This window comes from Streptomyces sp. NPDC032745, assembly GCF_055579465.1.
Window position 1 is genome coordinate 65,580 of the sequence record NZ_JBVING010000008.1, and the last position, 22,370, is coordinate 87,949.

Here is a 22,370-nt window from a genome sequence, read left to right on the forward strand (position 1 = left end):
CTCGCCGTGACGGTGTGGAGCGCGACAGCATGGAGGGAAGGCGGTCGGCCGCGGCTGCCCCCGCAGGAAGGCGTTACAGACCGTGACCAGGCAGCGCTTTGCGTTCTGCGGGGCTGAGCTGGCCGCTGTCTACGTGCTCGCCGACGGCCGCGAGGAGCTCCATCTGGCCGAGATGACCGGAAACCGCGCCATGCTGTACGGGCTGCCGGCGGTCCTCTCCGTGGACGGGCACTCGCCGGCCGCCGAGGCCTACCGCTCGGGCCGCCCGCTGTGGCTGGACCCGAAGGAACTCGCCGCGTACGTGGAGGAGGATCCGCACCACTTCCCCGGGCGGGTGCGGGACGACTCCGTCAAGGCGTCTCCGGCCAGACTCTCGCTCGGCGCCCTGCCGCTCGGGCACGGCTCCAAGGAGCTGGGGTGCCTGATCGTCGCCGGCAATGTCCCGGACGGGTTCAGCGACGACCGCCGGAGCCTGCTGGAGCTGTACGCCGACCAGGTCGCCGCCGGACTCGCATCGGTGGCCGCCCACGCGCCCGGGCGCACGGCCCCGCGCCCCGTGCGGGGACACACGTTGGTGCCGCTCCGGGGCGGCGCGTTCATCCTGGAACTCGGCTCCGGCCGCATGGAGGCGCACGCGCGTGCACTGGAACTGCTCGGGATCCCAGCCGACCAGTTCGACGGCAACGTGGAGACGCTGCTCGCGCGTGCCGTGCCGGACGACATCCCTGCGCTGATGGCCGTCGTGGAGCCCGACAGGCTGGCGTCCGGTCCGCAGCAGCTGGCGTTCCGCATCCGCCGACCGGGAGGTGAACTGCGCTGGCTGGGCCTGCGGTGCCGGGTGATGACGGACGAGGACGGCACCCCCGTACGGGTCCTCGGCGTGGTGGCCGACGCCTCCTACCTGCGCCCCAGTGCCGACGAAGTCTCCATCGTGCAGCGGATGTCCGCCACGCTGGCCGGCGCGACGACCATCAGGGACGTCAGCCAGATAGTCGTCAACTCCCTGCGCGGCCCACTGGACGCGAGCCGGGTGGCGGTCGCGGAGCTGGAGGCCGACCGGCTCGTGGTCACCGTCCTCGACCCTCCCGAGCCGCAGGCGTGGCCGGGCATGTGGCGTTCGGAATGGCGGTCCGAGTGGCCGGACGCCTCGATGCACGAGCTGCCCACGCTGCAGACCGTACTGCGGGAGGGCCATGTGAGCCTATGGCCGCCCGGTGCGGACCTCGAACCCGCTCTCGCGGGGATCGGACCCGGCGGGCTCGCGGTCCTGCCGCTTCCGGCGGACGGCCGGATGGTCGGCGTCTGCCTCGTGGGATGGGACGGTGAGCACCGGTTCGGGCCGGAGGAGCGGTCGCTGCTGACCGCCACCGCGGGGCTCGTGGGGCAGGCGCTGATGCGCGCGCACGCGCTGAACGCCGGCCACGAACTCGCCACGATGCTCCAGCGCAGCCTGCTGCCGCGCAAACTCCCTTCGCTGCCCGGCGGGGTGGCCGTCGCCCGCTATCTGCCCGCGACAGCGGGGCTCGAAGTGGGCGGCGACTGGTACGACGTCATCCCGCTCGGCGACGGCCACGTGGCGCTCGTCATCGGCGATGTGCAGGGGCACAGCGCCGGAGCTGCGACCATCATGGGCCAGATCCGGACGGCCGTGAGGGCCTACGCGGTGGAGCGCCACCCGCCCGATGTGGTCATCGCCCGGGCCAACCGCCTGCTCGTCGGCATGGAGACGGACCTGTTCGCCACCTGCCTGTACGTGGACCTGGACATGGAGGAGGGCATCGCCTGGTTCGTCCGCGCCGGGCACCTGCAGCCGGTCCTGCGCAAGCCGGACGGCAGCACCGCGGAAGTGCCGGTCGAAGGAGGACCGCCACTGGGAGTGGTCACGGACACCGAATTCCCCATGACGGAAGTCGGCTTGGTCCCGGGGACGATGCTCGCCCTGCTGACGGACGGCATGGTCGAGTCGTCCAACGTCCGTCTGGAGGAGGGCATGCGCCGCGTGTGCGACGTGCTGGCCTCGTCGGACCCGGCCGACCCGGGGATGGTGGCCGACGAGCTGGTGGCGCGGGTCAACCGGCGGGACGACGACGTGGCGCTGCTGCTCCTGCGCTACGACGGCACCCGCGTCCGGCCGATGCGGTCGAACTGGACCGTCTGGCGGCTCCCCGACGCCGTCCACCACGCTCGCCGTTTCGCCGCGCGCACACTGCGCTCGTGGGGCGTGGCGGAGGAACTCGACGTCGCCCTGCTGGTGGTCTCCGAGCTGGTCACCAATGCGATCGCCCATACGCAGGGAGAGGTGCGGCTGGATCTGACGCTGTCCGCGGACCGGCTGCGGATCGCCGTGAACGACGCCTCGCCCCGTAGCCCGGTCAGGCCTGCGAACGTGGACTGGTCGGCGACCGGGGGCCGGGGAATCCTCATCGTCGAGGCAACGACGGCGTCGTGGGGCTCGGTACCGCTCAGCGGCGGCAAACAGGTGTGGGCGGAGGTGCCGCTGGCCACCACACGAGCGGCTCACCAAGCGCGCGCAGCGGCGCCGCCCGGGGGCTGAAACCCTCGCTGCGAACTGCGCACCGCGCACGGGCGCAGAACGGCGCGCAATTCCTCACCCCGGAGTCCGGGGCGCGCCCACCTGCGTCCTTTTGGGCGAAAAGGTTGGTGGAACGCTGCTCGTCGCCCCTCAATGCGAACCATGGTCTCTACAGCGGAAGCGGCTCGAGGGAACGAATGAGACATTGCATTTGAGGCGTACCGGAGCGGTCCTGGGCGCAGCCGCGCTGACCATGCTGACCATCCCGGCCAACGCTCATGCTGCGGCCATCGCAGGCAGCGGTCGCGCGTACGTGCGGGCCGGCGAGGCCATCGGCCCCGTCGAGGTGGGAAGCACCACCCGGGTATGCGGCCCCGTGAAGGTCGAGATCCGCGTACACGCTCGGGCCGACGGCGCTGCTTGGAGCGGCTGGTCCCCCGCGGCAACGAAGCAATGCCAGACCTGAGAGCCTGGGTGTTCCGTGTCCCGGCGGGCCGGGACACGGAACACGGAGCCCCGGCCGACGGCCTGCGTCACCGGGATGTCGGCGGAGTCCAGCCCGGGTCACGCCCGCTCAGCCCGACTGCCCGCTCCAGCAGCGGGGCGTCGTCCGGTACGGGCACGACCGGCCCGAAGATGCCCTCGCCCCGGTCCCCGTCCTCCGCAGCCGCCAGCAGGAACGCGTGCGAGGCGCGCAGCGCGGCTTGATCGGGTGCGTACTCCTGACCGGTGGCCCGAGCCAGGTCCCATCCGTGCAGCACCAGTTCGTCGGCAGCCACCACGCCCGCGATTTCGCCGGGAAGGTCCACGCCGCCCGCCCGGGTCATGCCGGTCCAGGCGGTCGGGTCCTTCCAGGCTCCGGCCAGTTCGCCGAGGACCCTGGGCAGTTCCTCCCGCCAGCCGGCGGGCAGGGAGGGCGCGGCTGAGCCGGGAGCCGTGTCCGTCGTGGGGCCCAGGTCCTTGCGGGCGGCGTCGCGGAAAGCGACGGCGAGGCCTGCGAGGTGACCCAGCAGGTCATTGACCGCGTACTCGGGACAGGGCGTGCGGTCGGCGAGCCCGTCGTCCGGGACGGCCGCCGCCAGCCGGGCCACGATCCGGGCTTGTGGTCCGAGGTCGAGAATCCTCGTATCAGTCATCTGCCGCTCCTCCCAGACGATGGGCCTGAAGGTTAGACCGGCGCCGGAGCCCGTACTCATCGCAACGCGCGCGCCGGTCACGGGGACGGCGCCAAGGCACCCATCCGGCTCGATCTGCCGGCGGCCGCAACATCGGGCATAGCATTCACGCTCAGTCCATTGCAACGCACAGGGTAGACGCTGTTGCATTTAATTCAATACGATTGCAACGATTTATCCGCCTCGACCTGCAAAAACGCTGATTATGCGCAATAACTCTGTTGCCCGACTAGTGAATGCAACGTAGCGTTTCATGTATCAGAAACAACGGACCCGAAGGCCTCGCAGGCCGGGAGGTGCGCGTTTCACAAAGGGAGCGATCAAAGGGGTCGGACATGGAGACAGCGCAGAGCAAGCAGCAGGCGGCACCCGGCGCCGTCAACGCCTTCGCCCGCTTCGTGCTCTGTGGCGGCGGAGTGGGGCTCGCCTCCAGCCTCGCCGTGGCGGCCCTCGCCGTCTGGATTCCTTGGGGCCTGGCCAACGCCCTGATCACGGCGGTCTCCACGCTCCTCACCACCGAGCTGCACGCCCGTTTCTCCTTCGGCGCAGGCGGCCGCGCGACCTGGCGCCAGCATGCCCAGTCGGCCGGTTCCGCGGCGGCCGCGTATGCGGTGACCTGCGTTGCGATGCTCGTCCTTCACCAGCTGGTGGCGGCACCCAGTGCGCTGCTCGAGCAGGTCGTCTACCTGTCCGCCTCCGCAATCGCCGGTGTCGCCCGGTTCGCGGTGCTGCGCCTCGTCGTCTTCGCACGGAGCCGCTCGCAGGCCGCGGCCACCGTCCGCGCCGCCCGTCCCGTACACCCGACCGTGCCCCGCGCTGCAGCACCGGCCGGCCCGGCGGAGCTCTGCCGCGCCGCCTGACCTGCCCCGCAGGGCGCCATGCCCCGCAGGCGGTTGACGGCTCTACTGGAGGCGGGCCAGCAAGTGGGCGTCGAGGAAGCCCCGCTCGGAGGCCGGGTCGTGGACCAGCCGGGCGAACGTTGTGAGCCCGGCCCCGGCCAGCAACTCGGCGAACCGGTCCACCGGCCAGCTGTAGGCGGGCGTCACCTTGTGGTCGAAGCGGACCGGCTCCGGTCCGTCGGTCGCGAAGAACGAGACCAGGAGCAGGCCCCCTGGTGCCAGCACACGCACCTGTTCGGCGAGCAGTGCAGGCAATTCCCCGGGTGGCGTATGGATCATCGAGTAGTGGGCCAGCACGCCGCCGAGCGCGCAGTCCCCGACCGGCAGGGCCTCCATCCGCGCCTCGTCGAACCGCAGCGCCGGATGGGCCCGCCGGGCGTGGTCGACCATGGCCGGGGAGAGGTCGAACCCGAAGGCGTCCAGCCCCAGTTCGTACAGCATGGCCGTCAGATGCCCGGGCCCGCACCCGACATCGGCTGTCCGCAGGTTCCCCGTCCCGCGCACCAGCTCGGCGAAGGTGCCGACCATGGCCCGCGCGAACGGCCGCGTCTCCAGCCGATCGGCGAACATCGACGCATAGAGCTCGACGACCCCGTCGTAGGCCGCCCCGGTCTCGTCCTGGTGTTCCACCACAGGAAGGAAGCTAACACCTGCTCCGTTCGCGCCCGTTCTCCGGCCCCGTGTCGACCATCCGGGAGACTCACCGTCCCATGAGGGGGTCCTCGGCATGGTGGACGGTGTGCGTGAGCGCGTTCTCGTAGGCAGGTCTGGGGAAGACGAACGGTCCGATGGCGAGATCGCCCCAGGCCGGGCGATGGGGTTGGCGGAAGGCGGACCAGGCGACGGTCTCAGGAGTGGCGATGATGCGGGTGAACAGGGGCCAGCATTCCCAAAAGCCGCAGGGGCAGCCCAGTACCGCGGTTGCCTCCGTTGGTGTGTGTCGGAGCTCGGGGGCGGCGTCGTCGAGGAAGTGGAGCACGGGGTCGCGAAGGTCTGACTCCGCCATTCCGGCGTACTGGTGGAACAGGAAGTTCTCTGTGTCCTCCGGTGTCCTCTCGTAGTGGCTCTTCTCCCGCAGCCACAGGGGGCGGGTGGCATCTGCGGCGTGGACACGCAGGTCGGACCCGTCGACGCGGATGCCCCACAGGCGGGAGGGCGTGTAGGTGAAGAACTCGATGTGCTGCATGGGAATCATCCTGTGGGATCACCGCCGCAGGCTTGCGCCCAGGGCGGACTGCGGGGTCCGTCCCGGACCGCCTTCGCCGACCTGCCCGGGCCGGGTGCCCGTGACCACGACGATGACCGACCCCGTGGGCGGTAGTTCACCAACGAGGACGAGGCCGCCGGGGAAGCGTCCCGGGGGAAACCCGGCCACCAGCGGCCGCCCACGCGTCCTGTCAGACCCCGCACCTAGGCTGTCCGCACAGACCGTCGTCAAGGAGCAGTGCAGTGCGGATAGAGCGTCATCAGGTGGGCCAGGCAGTCGTTTCGGCGGCGCGCGAGGACTTCGCGAACCGGATCGGGGGGCAGGTCCGGTCCATGTCGAAGGCCGGGCGGATGGCCACTTACGAGTGGCAGGCGATCGCCGACGAGTTCCTCGACTACCTGGGCGCCCTCTCCGTCGAGACGCCCGGCCTCGACATTCCGGAGGCCAAAGCGGCCCTCAAGGACGCCGCCGAGTCCGCGGCCGGCGCCGTCTCCTTCGCCGCGTACCATCCGCACTGCACCTTCCAGGTCTTCCTGGACTACGTGAACTTCGGGATCAGCTACGACCCCCACGACGAGGACTACCAGGACGGCACCGAAGAAAGCGTCACCCCGGGCGAGTGGATCGACGCGTTCTGCCTCGCCATCCTCACGGACAGGGCCTCGTGGCACGGTGAGGCCTTCCACTTCGCCCGCCGGAAATTCGCCGCGAAGGCACAGGGAAGCCCCGCCGGCGAGCTCGCCACTGGCTTCACGGCCCAGGTCATCGGCGACACCGGCGACGACGAAGGGGACTACCCTCCGAGCGCACAGGCGAAGCTCGCCGCCATCGACGCCGCGCTGGCCCGCATCGGCCGCCGGGCAGAGGAGTCCGGCGAAAGCCTCCTCGACCACCCGGACAGCGTGGCGCTGATGACCCTGCGCGCCCTGGCCGCCGAGGACCGGGAGGCCTTCGACTCCGGACTGACCGCCCTCCTGCTCCCGCACGCCACCCTGCACGGCCCCGGCGCGTCTGCGAGCAGTCTCCTCCCGCTCCTGCCGCTCGGCCTGTCCGCGCTCGCTTACCGGACCCTGGGGTGGGCGCCGGCCCTCCGTACCGACTACCTCCCGCACGCCCTCGTCACCGGATTCGAGACCCGCGGCCCGAGGGTCGGGGGCTTCGGCCGCGACCGGTGTCCGAAGGCGGTCGCCGCACTGGCCGCAGGCCCGCTGGTGGTCGAGCGGCCCGCACACGACCGGACCGTGAACGCGGAGGCCGAGGCCCAGTTCGGTCAGTACACCCAGGAGGCTCTCACGCCGGTCGACGGAAAACCCCTCGCGGTATGGCAGCTCGAGAGCGCCATGCGCTACCAGGAGCTCCTCTTCAAGTGGCGCGCCGGGAACTCCGCCGACGTCACGGACGCCCAGCTCGCGAACCTTCGCCTGGCCTCCCAGCTGGGGGCGGCCCTGTTCCGCATCGCCCTCGCCGAGCCGGGCACCGAGGCCGAGGTGGGCATCGACGGCCGCACCCTTCGTTACCCGGCTGAGAGGGGCGCGAAAGCGGGCCCCGGCTACTGGGGGTACGCCACCGCCTTCGCCCTGATCACCGGCGTACGCGAGGACCTCGCCCCTCTGGTCCTCGCCGGCCCTGAGATTGCCGTCAAGGACGGCTCCGCCTTCGCCGGATACCGGCAGGCCCTCCACGCATACCTGACCGGCGCGGATCCCCAGCCGGCGGCGGAGCGTGCGCTGCGGGAGGTCGAGAAGGCCAAGGACTGGGGCTTCTTCCCGCCGCCGGCGGTCCTCTTGTCGCAGCTCGTGGAGGGTGACGAGGAGAGCTTCAACCTGGCCCTGGCCGACGCCCTCGAAGCCCACCGCGACCACTTCCGCGTCGCCGACCGCGCCGACGACCCGGACGCCGCAATCAACCTCAACGTCCTCGCCCTGGCCTGCCACGCCCGCCGCCGGGGCTGGAGCATCCGGGTCGAGTCCCCGTACCTGCCCCAGCGGCTCCTCAAGGCTGCCGAACCCTTCTAGGTCGTGTCGTCGAAGTCCCTCCCCCAGCTACCGCTGGCAGGTGCCCCCACCGCGTCGCTTCCCTCCTCCGCCTTGCGATCGCACGCACCAGCCCCCGCCAGCCCCGCCCTTCCGGGCGGCCGACGCTACTTTGACGACACTCCCCCCTAGGCCGGGGCCATACGTCCAGCCCGTCGACAGGCAGTCGGCCTGCTTGACGCAGGAGCGGGGGCGAGGCGACGGCCGTCCTGCGGACGTGCGGGCGCAGTCAGCTCCTGTGCGTGGCGGTGATCCGGTGAAGGTGGATCGATCAGTCGTCGATGCGGGCGAGCCGCATCCGCTCGTGCGCGTCGACCGGCGGGAAAGCGCCGATGCTGCGGACCGGACGTGCCGTGGCCGACAACTGGCGGGCCCGGATCGGCCGGTGCACGGTGACGAACTCGCAGGAGCCGTAGGCCGCGGCCAGGTTCGACGGACACCTTGCGCGGCGCCGGTGGCAGGGCGACGGGCCGCCCTGCCACCGGCAGTTGTGCCTGCCCTACGAGGCGGCCAGGGCCTCCAGGGCGGGGACCGTTTCGGCCGGGGTCGGCAGGGCGGCGTTCTCCGCCTGAAGGCGGACGGCGGCCTCGCGCAGGGCCGGGTCGGTGATCAGGCGGGTGAGGAGCGGGGCGTCGACGTCGTCGGAGGCGGAACGCAGAGCGGCGCCGGTCGCGGTGAGGGCGTCGGCGTTGGTGAAGTGGTCGGCGCCCTGCGGAAGCAGGAGCTGAGGCAGGCCGGCCTGCAAGGCGGTGAGCAGGGTGCCGGAGCCGCCGTGGTGGATCTGCGCATCGGAGGCGGTCAGCAGCTCGGCAAGCGGGACCCAGGGCAGTGGGCGGACGTTGTCCGGGAGGGTACCGAGCGGGGTGAGGTCGGCGTCACCGACGGCGAGCAGGAACTCGGCGTCCACCGAAGCGGCGGCCTCGATCAGGCGGACGATGGCGCGGACGCCGTCCATCTCGGTGAGCACGGTGCCCAGGGTGACGGCGACGCGCGGGCGGGTGCCGCGGCGGAGCAGCTCGGCGGGGACGGTCCCGCCACCGTTGTAGGGGAGGTAGCGCATCCGCAGGCCGCCCGGGTCGCCGCCGAGCGAGGCGGGGACGATGTTCAGCGCGGTGGGCTCGGCCGGGCCGGCCACCTTGTACGTCTCGTACGCCTCGGTGAAGTTGGCGGCGAGCCGGCCGACCATGTCGAGGCCTGAGGTGACGCCGAAGTTCTGGATCACCGACGGGATCTTGAGCTTGGCCGCGACCAGCGGGGCGGAGGCCTGAAAGGAGTCGTAGACCAGCAAGTCCGCGCCCCAGTTGTCGGCGGCGTCCAGCAGGCCGTCCACGGTGGGGCGGGAAACGAGCGCGAAGCCGTGGGCCGCCCTGTCGAGAATCTGGTCCGGGGTCATGTCGGGGGCGACGTAGCGCACCTCCTCGCCGGTGGACTGCTCGAACACGTCCCGGATGGTGCGGCCGTCGCCGATCTCGACGATCGGAAAACCTGCCTCGCGGAGCCGGTTCAGTGGCTGCGAGCTCGCGAACAGCACCTCGTGGCCGGCGGCGCGCAGGGCCTGCGCCGTCGGGATCATCGGGAAGAGGTGGCCGGCCGCGGCCGGTCCGGTGAAGAGTATGCGCACGGTTTCTCCTTGCCAGTGGTCTACCGGTCCAGGACGAGTCGTGCGGGCTCGCCCCGGTTCGCTTTGGTGAACTGACGGGAACGCGCGCTGTGTTCCCCGCCGGAGATCGAAAATCAGACATTCTGAAACGCGCCGACCGGGCACGACGCGCCCCCGGGACACCGACGATCGCCACATCTGAGTGACGGCAGGAGCGCCAGCGCGCCCAGGGCCTGCGTAGTGGACGACGGGGTTCGCGTGGCGTGGCGGAGCGCAGGGCGGTACGGGCCACCCACCACGGACGGTGTCCACCGCGCCGGCGTACCGGGGGTGTAGGGCGAGGTGCGCACCGCCGACTGGACCTGGCGCGGTGCCTCCGGGGTCGCCGACACCACGACGGGGCGTCCCGTCAGCGCGGACATGCGGCAGCGCGTCGGCAGCATCACCAGGACCTTCACCGCCGCCGCGGTCATGCAGCAGGTCGAGCAGGGCCGGATCCGGCTCGACGCGCCGAGCCGGGACGCGCGGCGCCTCCCGCGGGCGAGCCCGGCGGCACAGCCCCGCCCCATCGACGACGCCCTGTCGACGCTGTAGCCGCAGGCGCCGTGCGGCACCGGCAAGAGTTGATCCGCTGTTCCCTCCCCACGCCGAGCGGGCCCGGACAGGGCCGCGCTCGGCATGCGGGACTCGGGTCAGGAGGACTGGTCCGTCAGGATTGCCGGGTCGGAGAGGCCGGCTGCGCCGGTTTCGACCTTGCCGGCGAAGCGGCGGCGGAAGTCCGGGGATTCGGATGCGGTGACCGTCACGTCGTACCAGCGTCGCGTGTTCTTCAGAGGAACGCTGTACGTGACGGTGGCGCCCTTGGCGACCGTGAGCCGCTTCGGCCCGCCGCCGTAGGCGTTGGTGACCGTGAGCGTCGCGGTCGACGCCCCGGCGTTGGTGAGGGTGAGGTCCAGGTTCCCCGTGGTGGCGTTGTGGCGGGCGGTGACCTCGGGGCCGGGGGTGGTGCTGGGGTTGCGGAAGCCGCGCAGGAAGCCGTTGGGGCCGTGGACGGTCAGGTCGGTGACACCGGCCGAGTAGCGGGTGTTCCAGGCGTCCGCGATCGACTTGCCGGCCTCGGTGGTGTACGTCCAGGGGGCGTCGGTCCGGTTGCCGGAGGTGACGTAGAACTGCGCGCCCAGGTCCGGGCCGCCGCTGAACGTCAGCCGGAACTTGCCCTCGTCGGTGAGTGCGGCGCCGTCAACGTACGGGGCGTACTTGAGCGGACGGGTGGGGCACAGCCCCTTCTCCTGGCGCGGCATGGTCGCCACGGCCGGCGGGGTGGCCCGGAAGTCGGGGTGGCGCTCGCGGTCCTGCGGCTCCCAGGAGCCGGTGTCGGGCAGCCGGACCGTACCGGTGTCCGTGCGGGCGAAGTCGAAGGCGGAGGTCAGGTCACCGCAGACGGCGCGGCGCCAGGGCGAGATGTTGGGCTCCTGCACACCGAAGCGCTTCTCCATGAAGCGGATGACGGAGGTGTGGTCGAAGGTCTCGGAGCAGGAGTAGCCGCCGGTGCTCCACGGAGAGACCGCGAGCATCGGAACGCGCGGGCCCAGACCGTACGGGCCGGCGACGTAGCCGGCCTTGCCGGGGAAGACGTCGAGCGCGGTCGGCACGGTCGACAGGCCCTGGTTGGCGTCCGCGGGGGCGTAGGGCGGGACGACGTGGTCGAAGAAGCCGTCGTTCTCGTCGTAGGTGATGAACAGCGCGGTACGGGCCCACACGTCGGGGTTGGAGGTCAGCGCGTCCAGAACCTGCGCGATGTACCAGGCGCCGAAGTTGGCCGGCCAGTTGGAGTGCTCGCTGAAGGCCTCGGGGGCGGCGATCCAGGAGACCTGGGGCAGGGTGCCGGCGGTGACGTCGGCGCGCAGCTTGTCGAAGTAGCCCTCGCCGGTCCTGGCGTCGGTGCCGGTGCGGGCCTTGTCGTACAGCGGGTTGCCGGGCTGGGCGCCCCGGTAGTTGTTGAAGTAGAGCAACGAGTTGTCGCCGTAGTTGCCGCGGAAGGCGTCGTTGATCCAGCCCCAGGAACCGGCGGCGTCGAGGCCGTTGCCGATGTCCTGGTAGACCTTCCAGGAGACGCCCGCCGCCTCCAGGCGCTCGGGGTACGTGGTCCAGCCGTAGCCGGCCTCGGCATTGTTGAGGACCGGGCCGCCGCCCTTGCCGTCGTTGCCGGTGTGGCCCGACCAGAGGTAGTAGCGGTTGGGGTCGGTCGAGCCGATGAACGAGCAGTGGTAGGCGTCGCAGATGGTGAACGCGTCGGCGAGGGCGTAGTGGAACGGGATGTCGTCGCGCGTCAGGTGGGCCATGGTGGCCGGCGTCTTGGCGGGCACCCAGTTGTCGTACTTGCCCTTGTTGAAGGCGCTCTGGCCGCCCGCCCAGTCGTGGTTGAGGCCCTGGAGGTACTCCATGCCGAGGTCGTCGGACGGCGGCCGGAACGGCAGCGTCTCCTTGCCCGCATTGTCGGTCTGGTGCCAGACGGACTTACCGCTGGGCAGGGTCACCGGGCGCGGGTCGCCGAAGCCACGGACGCCGCGCAGCGCACCGAAGTAGTGGTCGAAGGAACGATTCTCCTGCATCAGGACCACGATGTGCTCGACGTCGGCGATGGTTCCGGTCGTCCCCTGCGCGGGGATGGCGGCGGCGCGCGCGATGCTCTCGTTGAGCATGGTCAGGGCGGCGGCGCCGCCGGTGAGCTGGAGGAAGCGGCGGCGGTTGAGTTCTGCCATGGCGAGAGGGACCTCTGCTTCGGTGGAGAAGTGCTTGAGCGCCCCCAGGACATCGTGCACGGGGTACCGGAGAGGGAGCCTGGCGTGACGGCGGCGAATACACCAGGCGAACGGCAGTCGGATTCCGTAGGAGTTCGGCCAATCCCCGTCGCGGACAGGCGTGGCGGCTCGCCGGGTGGTACCTCGCCGGACCCGTCAGGGTCTACGGCCGGGGCGGGCGCCGTCGGTCGTGCGGCGCGAGGCATGTGCGCCGAGGTGAACGGCTCGGGGCGCGGGAGACGAAGGAGGTCGAGGCCCTCGCGGTCTCGGAGTGGGCCGAGCCGCGGGAACGTGGTGGGCGCCCCCTGACCCGTTCGCCGGTCGCCGGCGTCGCTGCAGCCGCCGCCGAGGCGACGCGGCCACCGGCACGGAGCGCTGGAGGTACAGAGCCCAGGAAGAATTGAGGGAATCCCTCCCGTCGGCAGGGATCCGGTCCCGGAGCCGGCCCGCCCCCGGAGCTCATGCTCCGGGGGCGGGTGGATCCGGGCTGCGCGGATCAGGCAGCGGTGATGTTCTCCGCCTGCGGGCCCTTCTGGCCCTGCGTGATGTCGAAGGTCACGGCCTGGCCCTCCTGGAGCTCGCGGTAGCCGCTGGAGTTGATGTTGGAGTAGTGAGCGAAGACGTCGGGCCCGCCGCCGTCCTGCGCGATGAAGCCGAATCCCTTTTCGGAGTTGAACCACTTCACGGTTCCGCTGGCCATGGTTTTGCCCTCTCAGTCGATGTCGGGCCCGCACCGCGCGGCCCCGGAGGTGATCGCCCTGGTCCGGCACTGCACAGCAAAACGCCCACGCCAGGGCGCGGGCAGGGACTGCGAACCACGACAGCTGCCGCTGACGCTACACGCAGGAGCGTCCCGTCACCAGAGAGCGACGATCACCTTTTGCCGGGAACAGGGCCCCGACCGCTGCCTCCCGCGGACAGATCGGGCGAACCGCCGTCCAGCACGCCGTCACCACCTCCAGGCTCACTCGACCGTGCCTCGAGCCGGCGGCGCTTGCTCGCAGGGACACGCCCTCCCTGCGAGCGGAACCGGTGCCGTCGTTCTCTCGTCCTGCAGGCCGGGCGGGCTGCCTGCCTGCCTGCCTGCCTGCCTGCAGGACGAGAGAACGCAAGGGTTGGGGGTGGGGTCCTGACCGGCGTCCCTCCGGCCGAGATCAGAAACCGTGCACTTTGAGAGGTCTTCGCAATGCCCGTGGTCAACCCCCGTTTCAGCGTCCTGGCCGAGGACTTCGCCGCTTCCCCCTACCGCTACTTCGCACAGCTGAGGGAGCAGGCTCCGGTGCACTACGAGCCGGTGATCGACAGCTACTTCCTCTCCCGCTACGAGGACGTGAAGCGGGTGCTGACCGACCATGAAGCATTCACCACCAAGACACTGCAGGTGCGCGCCGAGCCGGTCATGCGCGGGCCGGTCCTCGCCCAGATGACCGGGGCCGAGCACACCGCGAAGCGAAAGATCGTCGTACGGGGCTTCACCGGCCAGGCCCTCCAGAACCAGATACGCGCCATCCACGCCAACGCCGCCGAACTCATGGCCCCTTTCCTTGCTCAGGGCCGGATGGACCTGGTCAACGACTTCGGCAAACCCCTCGCCGTCCACGTGACGCTCGACGTCCTCGGTCTCGACAGACAGGACTGGCGGCAAGTGGCCGCCTGGCACAGCGGGGTCGCCGAGTTCATCACCAGCATGACCCTCACCCCCGAGCGCCGCCGGCACTGCGTCGGTTGCGCCGAGCAGCTGGAGGCCTATCTCCTCCCCGTCATCGAAAAGCGGCGCCGCCGACCCGGCGACGACCTGATATCCAAGCTGTGCACCGCCGAATTCGACGGAATCGCCATGAGCGATCGTGACGTAACCGCACTGATCATCAACGTTCTGGCTGCCTCCACCGAGCCCGCGGACAAGACCCTCGCCCTGCTCTTCAAGCACCTGATCGACCACCCCGAGCAGATGGCGCAGGTCCGTCGGGACCCGGACCTGCTGGCCGCCGCGATCGCCGAGACCCTGCGCTACACCCCGCCGGTCCAGCTCATTCCACGCCAGGCGGAGGAGAACTCCGTGTTCGCCGGCACCACCGTCCCTGCAGGTGCCACCGTCTTCTGCATGATCGGCGCGGCCAACCGCGACCCCGAAGCCTTCGCCGCCCCGGACGCCTTCGACATCCACCGCCCGGACCTGGGCACCGCCCGCTCCTTCACCGCGGCCGCCCAGCACCTGGCGTTCGGTACCGGACTCCACCAGTGCGTCGGCGCGGCGTTCGCGCGCGCCGAGATCGAGACCGTCGCCGCGATGCTCCTGCCCGTGCTCGACGAGGTCCGCTACAGCCCCGGCTTCCGCTACCGGGAGACCGGCCTGTACACCAGAGGCCCCGTCTCGCTGTCGCTGGACTTCACCCCGGTCCACTGAGGCGGACGGCCGCGACCTACCGCCGCCTCTCCCCCGGCCCCCGCCGGGTACTGTCCTCCGCGGCTCCCGGAGCCAGGAACCAGGAACCAGGAACCAGGACTTTCATACCCCCACTCCCCTCAGGCGAAGACGACCATGACACCGACCGACATCACCCGAGCCATCAACGACTTGCTGTTCAGCGGCCGGTGGAGTGACCGGACTTCCTTCGCCCAGCACATCACGCGCCTGCGCTCCCTGATCCGCAGCGGACACATCGAGGTCCACGATGAACTCCGCGACGGACTGCGCTACGCCGACCGCCACACCGTCACCCTCAGCCACCACGACGGCCACACGTCCCGCACCGAGGTCTACCTCTTCGCCGAACTGGCCCCCGACGGCCGCTTCCAACGCGTCGTGGAAACAACGCTTCTGATCGCCGGTCAGGCCGACGACAGTAACCTCGGTTCCGTCAAGTGACGAGGACGGGAGCCGCCATGGGGTCCGTGGGGGAAAGACTGAGCAGAGCGCGCGTACGGGCCTTCATCGGCAGGGACGAGGAACTCGGGCTCTTCGGGGAGGCCTTGGCCGGCGATCCGCAGGCGCCGTTCGCGTTCTACGTGTGCGGGCCGGGCGGCATCGGAAAGTCGACGCTGCTGCGGCGACTGGCGGACCACGCTCGTGCGGCCGGCCGGCTGCTCGTCGAACTCGACGGCCGGTTCGTCAGCCGGGACCCGGCCGACTTCGAGCACGCCGCCGGTCCTTTCCTGGATGTTCCGGGCACGGTCCTGTTCGTGGATTCCTTCGAGCACTGCCAGTGGCTGGAGAGCTGGCTGTGGCACCACTTCCTGCCCCGCGCAGCGGACGACACCCTGGTCGTCCTGGCCGGCCGGCGCGCTCCGCAGCCGCAGTGGACCGCCGACCCCGCCTGGTCCCGGCTCCTGCACGTGACCGAACTGGAGCCGTTCTCCGAGGAGCAGGCCCGGAGCCTGCTGGTGGCGGCGCAGATCCGGCCCGAACTACGGGACCGGGTGCTCCGCTTCGCCGGAGGCAACCCGTTGGCCCTGTCCCTCGCGGCCGCGACAGGATCGGCGGGCTGCGGCAGGGAGGAGATCTGGGCGCCCACTGCGGACGTCCTGCGCACTCTGCTGGCAGGTCTGATCGGGGAGGTGCCCACGGCGGTCCACCGCCGCGCCTTGGAGGTGGCGGCGCAGGCCCACTCGACGTCCGAGGAACTGCTCGCCGCGGTGCTGCCCGGGGAGGACGCCCATCTGCTCTTCTCCTGGCTGCGGGACCTCCCCTTCATGGAGTCCACACACCGGGGGCTCCACCCGCACGACGCGGCCCGCGAGACGCTGGCCGCCGACCTGCGCTGGCGAGCGCCCAATGCCTTCGAGGCGATGCGCCAGCGCCTGGCGGACGAGTACCTGCGCATACTGCGCGAGGCGCCCGAGGAGCGGGTGTGGACCGTCACCGACGAGCTCTTCTACCTCTTCCGGGAGGGCGAGACCCTGGCCCGGCTGCGCTCCTGGTCCCGCGAGGACGAGGTGCACGACCGTCCTCTGCACCCGGATGACATCGATGCCGTGCTGCGCATGGCCGAGGAGACCGAAGGCACCGCCTCCGCGGAACTGGTCCGCTACTGGGCGCAGCGCCAGCCGCAGGCTTTCAGCGTCTACCGGCTGGTGGACACGGGCCGGATCGTGGCGTTCACGGCCCGACTGGCCCTGCCGGCCCCTCCCGATCCCCGGGACCTGGCCACCGATCCTGTCGTCGCCGCAGCGTGGCAGTACACCGATGCCGTCGCGCCGGTGAGCCCCGGCGAACACATCGGCGTCAGCCGCTTCTCGATCTACCCCGAGCGGTACCAGGTTCCCTCGCGCGTCATCGACTTGAGCAGTTCCCGGGCCCAGGCGGAGGCGGCCCGCGCCCGCGGCCGCGCCTACGGCTTCGCCGTCTTCCGGGACGCCGAGACCTGGGCCGAGCGGGTCAAGGGCACCCTCAGCGACACCGGGGCGCGCCCGCGGGTCGGTGAGCACACCTACGGGCTGTTCGGCGTCGACTGGCGTCAGATACCCGTGGAGGCATGGCTTCAACGCTTCATATCGGCCCCCGAGCCGCCTGTGCCGTCCGGACCGTCGCCCTTCTCGCGTACCGCGTTCGACCAGTCCGTGCGTGAAGCGTTGGCCCACTGGCGCGATGCGGGCGCCTTCGCCGCCTGTGCCCTGCTGCGCACCCGTCTCGCGGCTGACTTCGGTGATCCTGTCGCGGAGCTGCGCGCCCTGCTGCGCCAGGCCGTCGACGACCTCGCCCGTGACCCGCGCGGTGTGCGCGCCCGCGAGGCCCTGACGGCGGGCTACTTCTCCGGTGCGCCCACCCAGGAAGCCGCGGCTCGCCGCCTCGGCCTTCCGTACGGCACCTACCGTCGCCACCTGCGTCAGGGCCTGGACCTGCTCTGCGAGGCGTTGTGGCAGCAGGAGCTGCACGGCTCCCGGTAGCAACGGCAGCGGCGTGGCCGCGGCAGAACCGGGTGGACAGGTGCGGACAGGAGTGGACAGGGCCCGTCCCTGCCGGGCCTGGATAGTGGACACCGCCTGACACGAGCCTGTGCGGCATGAACGTTGCACACACGCAGACGGACCGGGCAGCAGCTCGAGCTCCCCGGCCGGGAACCACGCTCGCGGCGCTGGCGGCGGCTCAGTTCACCGTCATGCTCGCCACTTCCATCGTGAATGTGGCGCTCCCGCAGATCCGCGCCGGGGTGGGCCTCTCGGACGGCGGGACCACGTGGGTGGTCAACGCCTACGGCCTGGCGTTCGGGGCGCTGCTCCTCGCGGGCGGCCGGGCGGCCGATCTCCTCGGCCGCCGTAGGGTGCTCGTCTTCGGCCTGGCGCTGTTCGCGGCGGCGTCACTGGCGGCGGGACTGGCCGCATCCGCGAGCGTGCTGATCGTGGCTCGTGCTGTTCAGGGCCTCGGTGCCGCGGCCATCGCCCCGGCCGCGCTCGCCCTGGCCATGGACTTGTTCCCGCCCGGACCCGGGCGGGGCAGAGTGCTGGGGGTGTGGGGCGCGGTCTCCGGTGCGGGAGGGGCGGGCGGCGTCCTGCTGGGTGGTGTCCTCACCCAGGCGTGGGGCTGGCCGTGGATCTTCCACTCCGTGGCTCTCGGGGCAGCTCTGGTCCTGGTCGCCGTGGCGGCGCTGGTGCCACGGGTGCCCGGACGGAAGGACGGGCGGTTCGACCTGCTGGGCACCGCCGTCATCAGCCTCGCCCTGACCTGCCTGGTCTGGGGACTGACCACCGCACGCGGTTCCGGCTGGACGGACGCCCGGGTGCTGGGCTCGCTCGGCGCGGCCGCCACACTGCTCGCAGCCTTCGCCGTGATCGAGCTTCGCCGGCCGAACGCGCTCATACCGCCGCGCCTGTTCGCCACCGGCCGGGTCGCCGCGGGAAACCTGCTGATGGCCCTGCTGGGGTCCGTGTGGATCGCGCTGTTCTTCTTCCTGCCGCTCTACCAGCAACAGGTCCTCGGGGCGGATCCCCTGACCACCGGGGTGGGCCAACTCCCGCTCGCCGGAGCCAATATGCTCGGCGCGGCCGTGGCGCCCCGCATCTCGCGGCGCATCGGCGCCACCGCGACGGTGACGGCGGCCCTGTTCACCGAGGCGGCGGGCCTGCTGTGGCTGTCCCGGATCAGCGCCCACGGCAGCTACCTCGTGGACGTCCTCGGTCCGAGCATCCTGGTCGGCATCGGCCTGAGCATCGCCTTCGTCCAGCTCACCGCACTCGCCGTGGACGGCGTCCCGCCGCAGGACGCGGGGCTGGCCGGCGGCCTGGTGAACACCACCCGCCAGGTCGGCGGCGCGATCGGCCTCGCGGCCCTGGCGACCCTGGCCGGCTCCGTCACCGGGCACGCCGCAGTCCACCAGCCGCACCTGGAGGCGCTCACCGCGGGCTACCGCACCGCCTTCGCCGTCTCGGCCGCAGTCCTGGCCGCCACCGCGCTCCTCGCGCTGTTCCTCGCCCGCCGCACCGGCCCTCGGACCAAAGCCACCGCCCGCCCGGCCTCCGATCCGCAACCCTCCCGTCCACAACCCTCGCGAATCCCCTGAGTCGGCCGAGTCGGGCGAACCGATGGATCAGCCGCAGCACCGGCACATGCCCGTCCAGGAAGGAAACACAGACGTGATCACCATCGACGAGACCGCTCCCGTCATCGTCCGCCTGAGCACCGTGATCGAAGCCCCGCTCACGACCGTGTGGGAGCTGCACACCGACATCGCGGCCCGGCCCAGCTGGAACACGCACATCGACCGGGCAGAAGCCGACGGCCCGCTGCTGCCCGGCAACTCCTTCAGCTGGCGGACCCACGGCGAGCGCACCACCGTCCGCACCGAGGAGTCCTGGAGCGGCGCCCCGGTCGAGGCTGCGGCCGACGACCTCGGCAAAGCCCTCCACGACTCCCTCGACACCAGGCCCTCCGACCTCAAGGCCCGTGCCGAGCACGCTTCCTGACCAAGCATCACCTCTACGAGAGAGATTCCTGCCATGACGACTGCGAAGCCGTACCTGACCGGCCACTTCACCCCCGTCGCCGAGGAGGTCACCGCCACCGGCCTCACCGTCGAGGGCACCCTGCCCCCCGAGCTCGACGGCCGGCTGATCCGCAACGGGCACAACCCCAAGCCCGGCATCACACCCACGCACTGGTTCAAGGGCAGCGGCATGGTCCACGGCATCCGGCTGCGTGACGGCCGCGCCGAGTGGTACCGCAACCGCTGGGTCCACACCCCCGCCCTCGACGGCGCTCCCTACATGACCGAGCACGGACCCGACCTGACCGCCAGCGCCGCCGGCACCCACATCATCGAACACGCCGGACGGCTCCTGGCGTTGTGCGAGGCGAACCTGCCCTTCGAACTCACCCCGGAGCTGGAGACGGTCGGCGCCTGCGACTTCGGCGGCAAGCTGCGCGGCGCGATGACCGCGCACCCCAAGGAAGACCCGGTGACCGGGGAGCTCCACTTCTTCGGGTCCTCGCCGTTCCCGCCGTTCCTGACGTACTACGTCTCCAATGCCAAGGGCGAGATCATCCACAGCGCCGAGATCCCGGGAGCGACCGCGGCGCTCAAGCATGACTTCGCCGTCACCCGCCGCCACGTCGTGTTCGTCGAGGGCAACGTCACCTTCGACCACGCCGAACCCTCCGGTATCCCCTACGGCTGGAATGACCGGCAGCCCGCCCGCATCGGTGTCATGCCGCAGGGAGACGACGGCGCCCGGCACATCCGCTGGTTCTCCATCGAACCGGGCAACATGCTCCACGTCTCCAACGCGTACGAGGACGGCCAAGGCCGCATCGTCCTGGAAGGCCCCACCGTGGACCGCGAGGGTTTCCGGCTGTCCTGGAACTGGTGGGTCGGAGCGCCCGGGCGCGGCAGCGAGCCCGTCTCCCGCTCCTACACGCGGCGCTGGGTACTCGACATGGCCGCCGGTACTGTCGACGAGCAGATCATCGACGACCTGCCCGTGGAGTTCCCGACCCTCAACGAGGGGTACCTGGGCGCCGAGAACCGCTATCAGTACGCCATCTCCTTCCCCGACGAGAAGGGCTTCGGCGGCTACGGTGTCGTCAAGTACGACCGCACCACCGGCGCCCGCCGCATCCACCAGGTGGGGGACGCCCGCATGCCCAGCGAAGCCGTTTTCGTCCCCGCCGCCCGTGCCACGTGCGAGGACGACGGCTATCTGCTGACCGTCGTGTCCGACCTCAAGCAGGACGCCTCGCAGTTGCTGGTCCTCGACGCCTCCGGCCTCGACCGCATCGCGACCGTCCACCTGCCCCACCGGGTGAGCGCCGGACTCCACGGATCCTGGATCCCCGACAGCGCCCTGGAGGACACCACGGACTGACCCGCGGCGAGGACGCACCCCGGCTCTCGCGCGACCTGTCGGTCGACCCCCTCGGCCTCGGCCCCGTGCCCGCCCGAGGGGACCACTCCTGATACCGAATGGATCGTCATGGGCGACGGGACAATGGAGCGCTACCGAGCCATCGACAAGCCCGGCGGCGACCACCACTTCCTTTACGAGGAGACTGAGTGCCCACCAGCGAGGACAACCTCATCGAGCTCATTCGGAGCAGCGGCCTCGAGGTGGGCGCCGTCCAGGGCAACGAACCCGGTCCGTCGGTCGACGCCGCCTGGCGCGCGATGGCGGGATTCGGCGTGGAGCCCAGCGCGTCCCTTTCCTTGAAGGGGGAGCTCGGAGGGGTCCACCGGCTGTGGCTCGACCATGCCCGTCAAGCCGGCGTCGTCGGCGAAGACGGGACGTTCCTCCTCACGGCGGTCGTGACCGGCGGCTCCGCGGTCGGCTGGGTGCGTGTGCGCCTGACCGGCTCGGCCGACGTATCCCGTCTCGTCGATGACCAGGGACGGATCGAATTCATCGCCCGCTCCTCGTGCGGCGACCACATCTGCGGTGTCACCGCGGAGGAGTACGCCTACTGGGTGGTCAGCCTGGACACCTGACGGGAGCCACGCCCGGGCCCGTGCGCGAGGCGTCGACGACGCCTCGCTGCACGGGTCACGGGTTCACCGCCGAGCCGCCTGTCACGGCACGGTCATCTGCAGGGGTGCAGCGACACCGTGTGCGTGGCCAACGCGCTCCACTTCGCTCCCCGGCGGCGGCCCCGCTCCGGCAACCATTGGTACTATTTGTGCAACATTGCAACATTCCTGGAGGTCGCGTGGTGCATGCCTCCGTATACGCCCGGCGACTGCCCGCTACTGCGCTCGTCTGCGGAGCATGTCTGATCCTGCTGCCGCCCGGTCCGGCGCAGGCTTTCACCGGCGGCAACCACGAGAAGATCACTCGCGCCGCCCTGAAGTGGGAACCCGGATCGTTGACGGCAATGGCCGACTCCCGCGACGGGGCGATCGTGGCCGACGACCAGGGCGACTACTTCAAGCTCGGCATCCTGCACTGCGACAACGCCGACTACCTCGCCCCGCGATTCGGGTCCGCGTACCCCCGTACCCGCGACGAGGCGAACACCGAACTGCTCGCCTGCATCCGTGGCTCCGTCGCCCGCATGCGGGCTGCCGTCCGCTACGCCGACGGGCTGGTCGACTCCCAGGGCAGGGTCATCGCGCGGCAGAGCGACCTGGGCTCCCCCTGTACGTGGAACGAGAGGGCGGGACGCGCCAAGTGCAACGTCCTGGAACAGCTCGGCCGCGGCTGGCACCCGATCGAGGACTTCTACTCGCACAGCAACTGGTCCGACAAGGCCGGCGCCGGCGCGATCGGTACGGCCAATCCACCCGGACTGAACCGCACCGGCATCGCGCCGTTCCTCGACATCCGCCGCTACAGCTCCATGAACGACGCCGACTGGACCGAGGAAGCCGCCGGCCTGATTCCCGAGGACCTCACCACCGGCTGCTATCCGGACTTCGAGTCGACCGGCACCAAGCCCACCGACTGCGCCGGACGCATCGAGCACAACCGCGCTCTCAACAAAGACACCGAAGCCGCCCAACGTTCGAAGAACGGCAACTTTCAGCGGGCGACCGAGCTTGCCACGCAGGACATCGCCCGCCAGTGGAAGGACTTCACGGCAGAACTCATCGCGACCTACCCCGACAACGGACGCGGCGAGCAGATGATCTGCGCACTCACCCACGACACTCCCGCGGCCAGCTGTCCCGGCCGGCCCCGGACGGAGAAGCAATGAGC

At 71.0% G+C, this 22,370-nt stretch carries 18 protein-coding genes and 1 pseudogene; 13 read left to right on the forward strand and 6 right to left on the reverse strand.

Annotated features, from left to right (window positions below; translation table 11 throughout):
* The first annotated feature begins 82 nt into the window (after positions 1-82).
* Positions 83-2,554: a SpoIIE family protein phosphatase gene (locus ACZ5WG_RS21455; RefSeq protein WP_468725131.1), complete on the forward strand. Its 2,472-nt coding sequence runs from the start codon at positions 83-85 to the stop codon at positions 2,552-2,554.
* Positions 2,555-2,744: 190 nt separating this feature from the next.
* A complete protein-coding gene (locus ACZ5WG_RS21460; RefSeq protein ID WP_468725132.1) occupies positions 2,745-2,999 on the forward strand; it encodes a hypothetical protein in 255 nt (84 codons plus the stop codon).
* A gap of 67 nt (positions 3,000-3,066) precedes the next feature.
* On the opposite strand, the gene ACZ5WG_RS21465 is transcribed toward ACZ5WG_RS21460, so the two are convergent.
* Positions 3,067-3,669, reverse strand: coding sequence for a TIGR03086 family metal-binding protein (locus ACZ5WG_RS21465; RefSeq protein WP_468725134.1), 603 nt, complete (start codon positions 3,667-3,669; stop codon positions 3,067-3,069).
* A gap of 374 nt (positions 3,670-4,043) precedes the next feature.
* Here ACZ5WG_RS21465 and ACZ5WG_RS21470 point away from each other — a divergent pair, with 374 nt between their 5' ends.
* A complete protein-coding gene (locus ACZ5WG_RS21470) occupies positions 4,044-4,568 on the forward strand; it encodes a hypothetical protein (RefSeq protein ID WP_468725135.1) in 525 nt (174 codons plus the stop codon).
* A gap of 42 nt (positions 4,569-4,610) precedes the next feature.
* Here the strand turns inward: ACZ5WG_RS21470 and ACZ5WG_RS21475 are convergent, their stop codons facing one another.
* Both ACZ5WG_RS21475 and ACZ5WG_RS21480 read right to left on the reverse strand, forming a co-directional pair.
* Entirely contained in the window at positions 4,611-5,240 is a 630-nt protein-coding gene (locus ACZ5WG_RS21475) for a class I SAM-dependent methyltransferase (RefSeq protein ID WP_468725137.1), read from the reverse strand.
* A 67-nt stretch (positions 5,241-5,307) separates the two neighbouring features.
* Positions 5,308-5,793, reverse strand: coding sequence for a hypothetical protein (locus ACZ5WG_RS21480; RefSeq protein WP_468725138.1), 486 nt, complete (start codon positions 5,791-5,793; stop codon positions 5,308-5,310).
* 263 nt (positions 5,794-6,056) lie between these two features.
* On the opposite strand from ACZ5WG_RS21480, the gene ACZ5WG_RS21485 reads away from it, so the two are divergent.
* Complete coding sequence (locus ACZ5WG_RS21485; protein ID WP_468725139.1) at positions 6,057-7,829, forward strand: immunity 49 family protein; 1,773 nt, start codon at positions 6,057-6,059, stop codon at positions 7,827-7,829.
* A 517-nt stretch (positions 7,830-8,346) separates the two neighbouring features.
* Here ACZ5WG_RS21485 and ACZ5WG_RS21490 read toward each other — a convergent pair.
* Positions 8,347-9,468 carry a nucleotide disphospho-sugar-binding domain-containing protein gene (locus ACZ5WG_RS21490; protein ID WP_468725140.1) on the reverse strand — a complete coding sequence of 374 codons (1,122 nt, stop codon included), beginning with the start codon at positions 9,466-9,468 and terminating at the stop codon, positions 8,347-8,349.
* Positions 9,469-9,789: 321 nt separating this feature from the next.
* Between ACZ5WG_RS21490 and ACZ5WG_RS21495 the strand changes: the two are divergent.
* Positions 9,790-9,996: pseudogene (locus tag ACZ5WG_RS21495) on the forward strand (serine hydrolase); the annotation flags it as partial.
* Positions 9,997-10,139: 143 nt separating this feature from the next.
* Here the strand turns inward: ACZ5WG_RS21495 and ACZ5WG_RS21500 are convergent.
* Together ACZ5WG_RS21500 and ACZ5WG_RS21505 are read right to left on the reverse strand one after the other, a co-directional pair.
* Complete coding sequence (locus tag ACZ5WG_RS21500; RefSeq protein WP_468725141.1) at positions 10,140-12,209, reverse strand: phosphocholine-specific phospholipase C; 2,070 nt, start codon at positions 12,207-12,209, stop codon at positions 10,140-10,142.
* Positions 12,210-12,744: 535 nt separating this feature from the next.
* Positions 12,745-12,948, reverse strand: a complete 204-nt coding sequence (locus tag ACZ5WG_RS21505; RefSeq protein WP_030299749.1) for a cold-shock protein — start codon at positions 12,946-12,948, stop codon at positions 12,745-12,747.
* A gap of 486 nt (positions 12,949-13,434) precedes the next feature.
* Between ACZ5WG_RS21505 and ACZ5WG_RS21510 the strand changes: the two genes are divergently transcribed.
* The 8 genes from ACZ5WG_RS21510 (at position 13,435) to ACZ5WG_RS21545 (ending at position 22,368) form a co-directional block, all read left to right on the forward strand.
* The gene (locus ACZ5WG_RS21510) at positions 13,435-14,655 is read left to right on the forward strand and encodes a cytochrome P450, cyclodipeptide synthase-associated (RefSeq protein WP_468725142.1); all 1,221 of its coding nucleotides are present in this window, start codon (positions 13,435-13,437) and stop codon (positions 14,653-14,655) included.
* A 135-nt stretch (positions 14,656-14,790) separates the two neighbouring features.
* The gene (locus tag ACZ5WG_RS21515) at positions 14,791-15,117 is read left to right on the forward strand and encodes a nuclear transport factor 2 family protein (protein ID WP_468725144.1); all 327 of its coding nucleotides are present in this window, start codon (positions 14,791-14,793) and stop codon (positions 15,115-15,117) included.
* Between the two features lie 26 nt (positions 15,118-15,143).
* The gene (locus ACZ5WG_RS21520; protein WP_468725145.1) at positions 15,144-17,135 is read left to right on the forward strand and encodes an ATP-binding protein; all 1,992 of its coding nucleotides are present in this window, start codon (positions 15,144-15,146) and stop codon (positions 17,133-17,135) included.
* A 116-nt stretch (positions 17,136-17,251) separates the two neighbouring features.
* The gene (locus ACZ5WG_RS21525) at positions 17,252-18,745 is read left to right on the forward strand and encodes an MFS transporter (RefSeq protein WP_468725146.1); all 1,494 of its coding nucleotides are present in this window, start codon (positions 17,252-17,254) and stop codon (positions 18,743-18,745) included.
* Positions 18,746-18,818: 73 nt separating this feature from the next.
* The gene (locus tag ACZ5WG_RS21530) at positions 18,819-19,148 is read left to right on the forward strand and encodes an SRPBCC family protein (protein WP_468725147.1); all 330 of its coding nucleotides are present in this window, start codon (positions 18,819-18,821) and stop codon (positions 19,146-19,148) included.
* 33 nt (positions 19,149-19,181) lie between these two features.
* Positions 19,182-20,546 carry a carotenoid oxygenase family protein gene (locus ACZ5WG_RS21535; protein ID WP_468725149.1) on the forward strand — a complete coding sequence of 455 codons (1,365 nt, stop codon included), beginning with the start codon at positions 19,182-19,184 and terminating at the stop codon, positions 20,544-20,546.
* Positions 20,547-20,734: 188 nt separating this feature from the next.
* Complete coding sequence (locus ACZ5WG_RS21540; protein ID WP_468725150.1) at positions 20,735-21,163, forward strand: hypothetical protein; 429 nt, start codon at positions 20,735-20,737, stop codon at positions 21,161-21,163.
* 221 nt (positions 21,164-21,384) lie between these two features.
* On the forward strand, positions 21,385-22,368 hold the full coding sequence (locus tag ACZ5WG_RS21545; protein WP_468725151.1) for a hypothetical protein: 984 nt from the start codon (positions 21,385-21,387) through the stop codon (positions 22,366-22,368).
* The last annotated feature ends 2 nt before the right edge of the window (positions 22,369-22,370 follow it).

Excerpts from the sequence above, each read along its gene's own strand:
- ACZ5WG_RS21515 (WP_468725144.1), top strand. The coding sequence starts at position 14,791 with ATGACACCGACCGACATCACCCGAGCCATCAACGACTTGCTGTTCAGC.
- ACZ5WG_RS21535 (WP_468725149.1), top strand. The coding sequence starts at position 19,182 with ATGACGACTGCGAAGCCGTACCTGACCGGCCACTTCACCCCCGTCGCC.
- ACZ5WG_RS21500 (WP_468725141.1), bottom strand. The coding sequence starts at position 12,209 with ATGGCAGAACTCAACCGCCGCCGCTTCCTCCAGCTCACCGGCGGCGCC.
- ACZ5WG_RS21465 (WP_468725134.1), bottom strand. The coding sequence starts at position 3,669 with ATGACTGATACGAGGATTCTCGACCTCGGACCACAAGCCCGGATCGTG.
- ACZ5WG_RS21480 (WP_468725138.1), bottom strand. The coding sequence starts at position 5,793 with ATGCAGCACATCGAGTTCTTCACCTACACGCCCTCCCGCCTGTGGGGC.
- ACZ5WG_RS21510 (WP_468725142.1), top strand. The coding sequence starts at position 13,435 with ATGCCCGTGGTCAACCCCCGTTTCAGCGTCCTGGCCGAGGACTTCGCC.
- ACZ5WG_RS21525 (WP_468725146.1), top strand. The coding sequence starts at position 17,252 with ATGAACGTTGCACACACGCAGACGGACCGGGCAGCAGCTCGAGCTCCC.
- ACZ5WG_RS21470 (WP_468725135.1), top strand. The coding sequence starts at position 4,044 with ATGGAGACAGCGCAGAGCAAGCAGCAGGCGGCACCCGGCGCCGTCAAC.
- ACZ5WG_RS21505 (WP_030299749.1), bottom strand. The coding sequence starts at position 12,948 with ATGGCCAGCGGAACCGTGAAGTGGTTCAACTCCGAAAAGGGATTCGGC.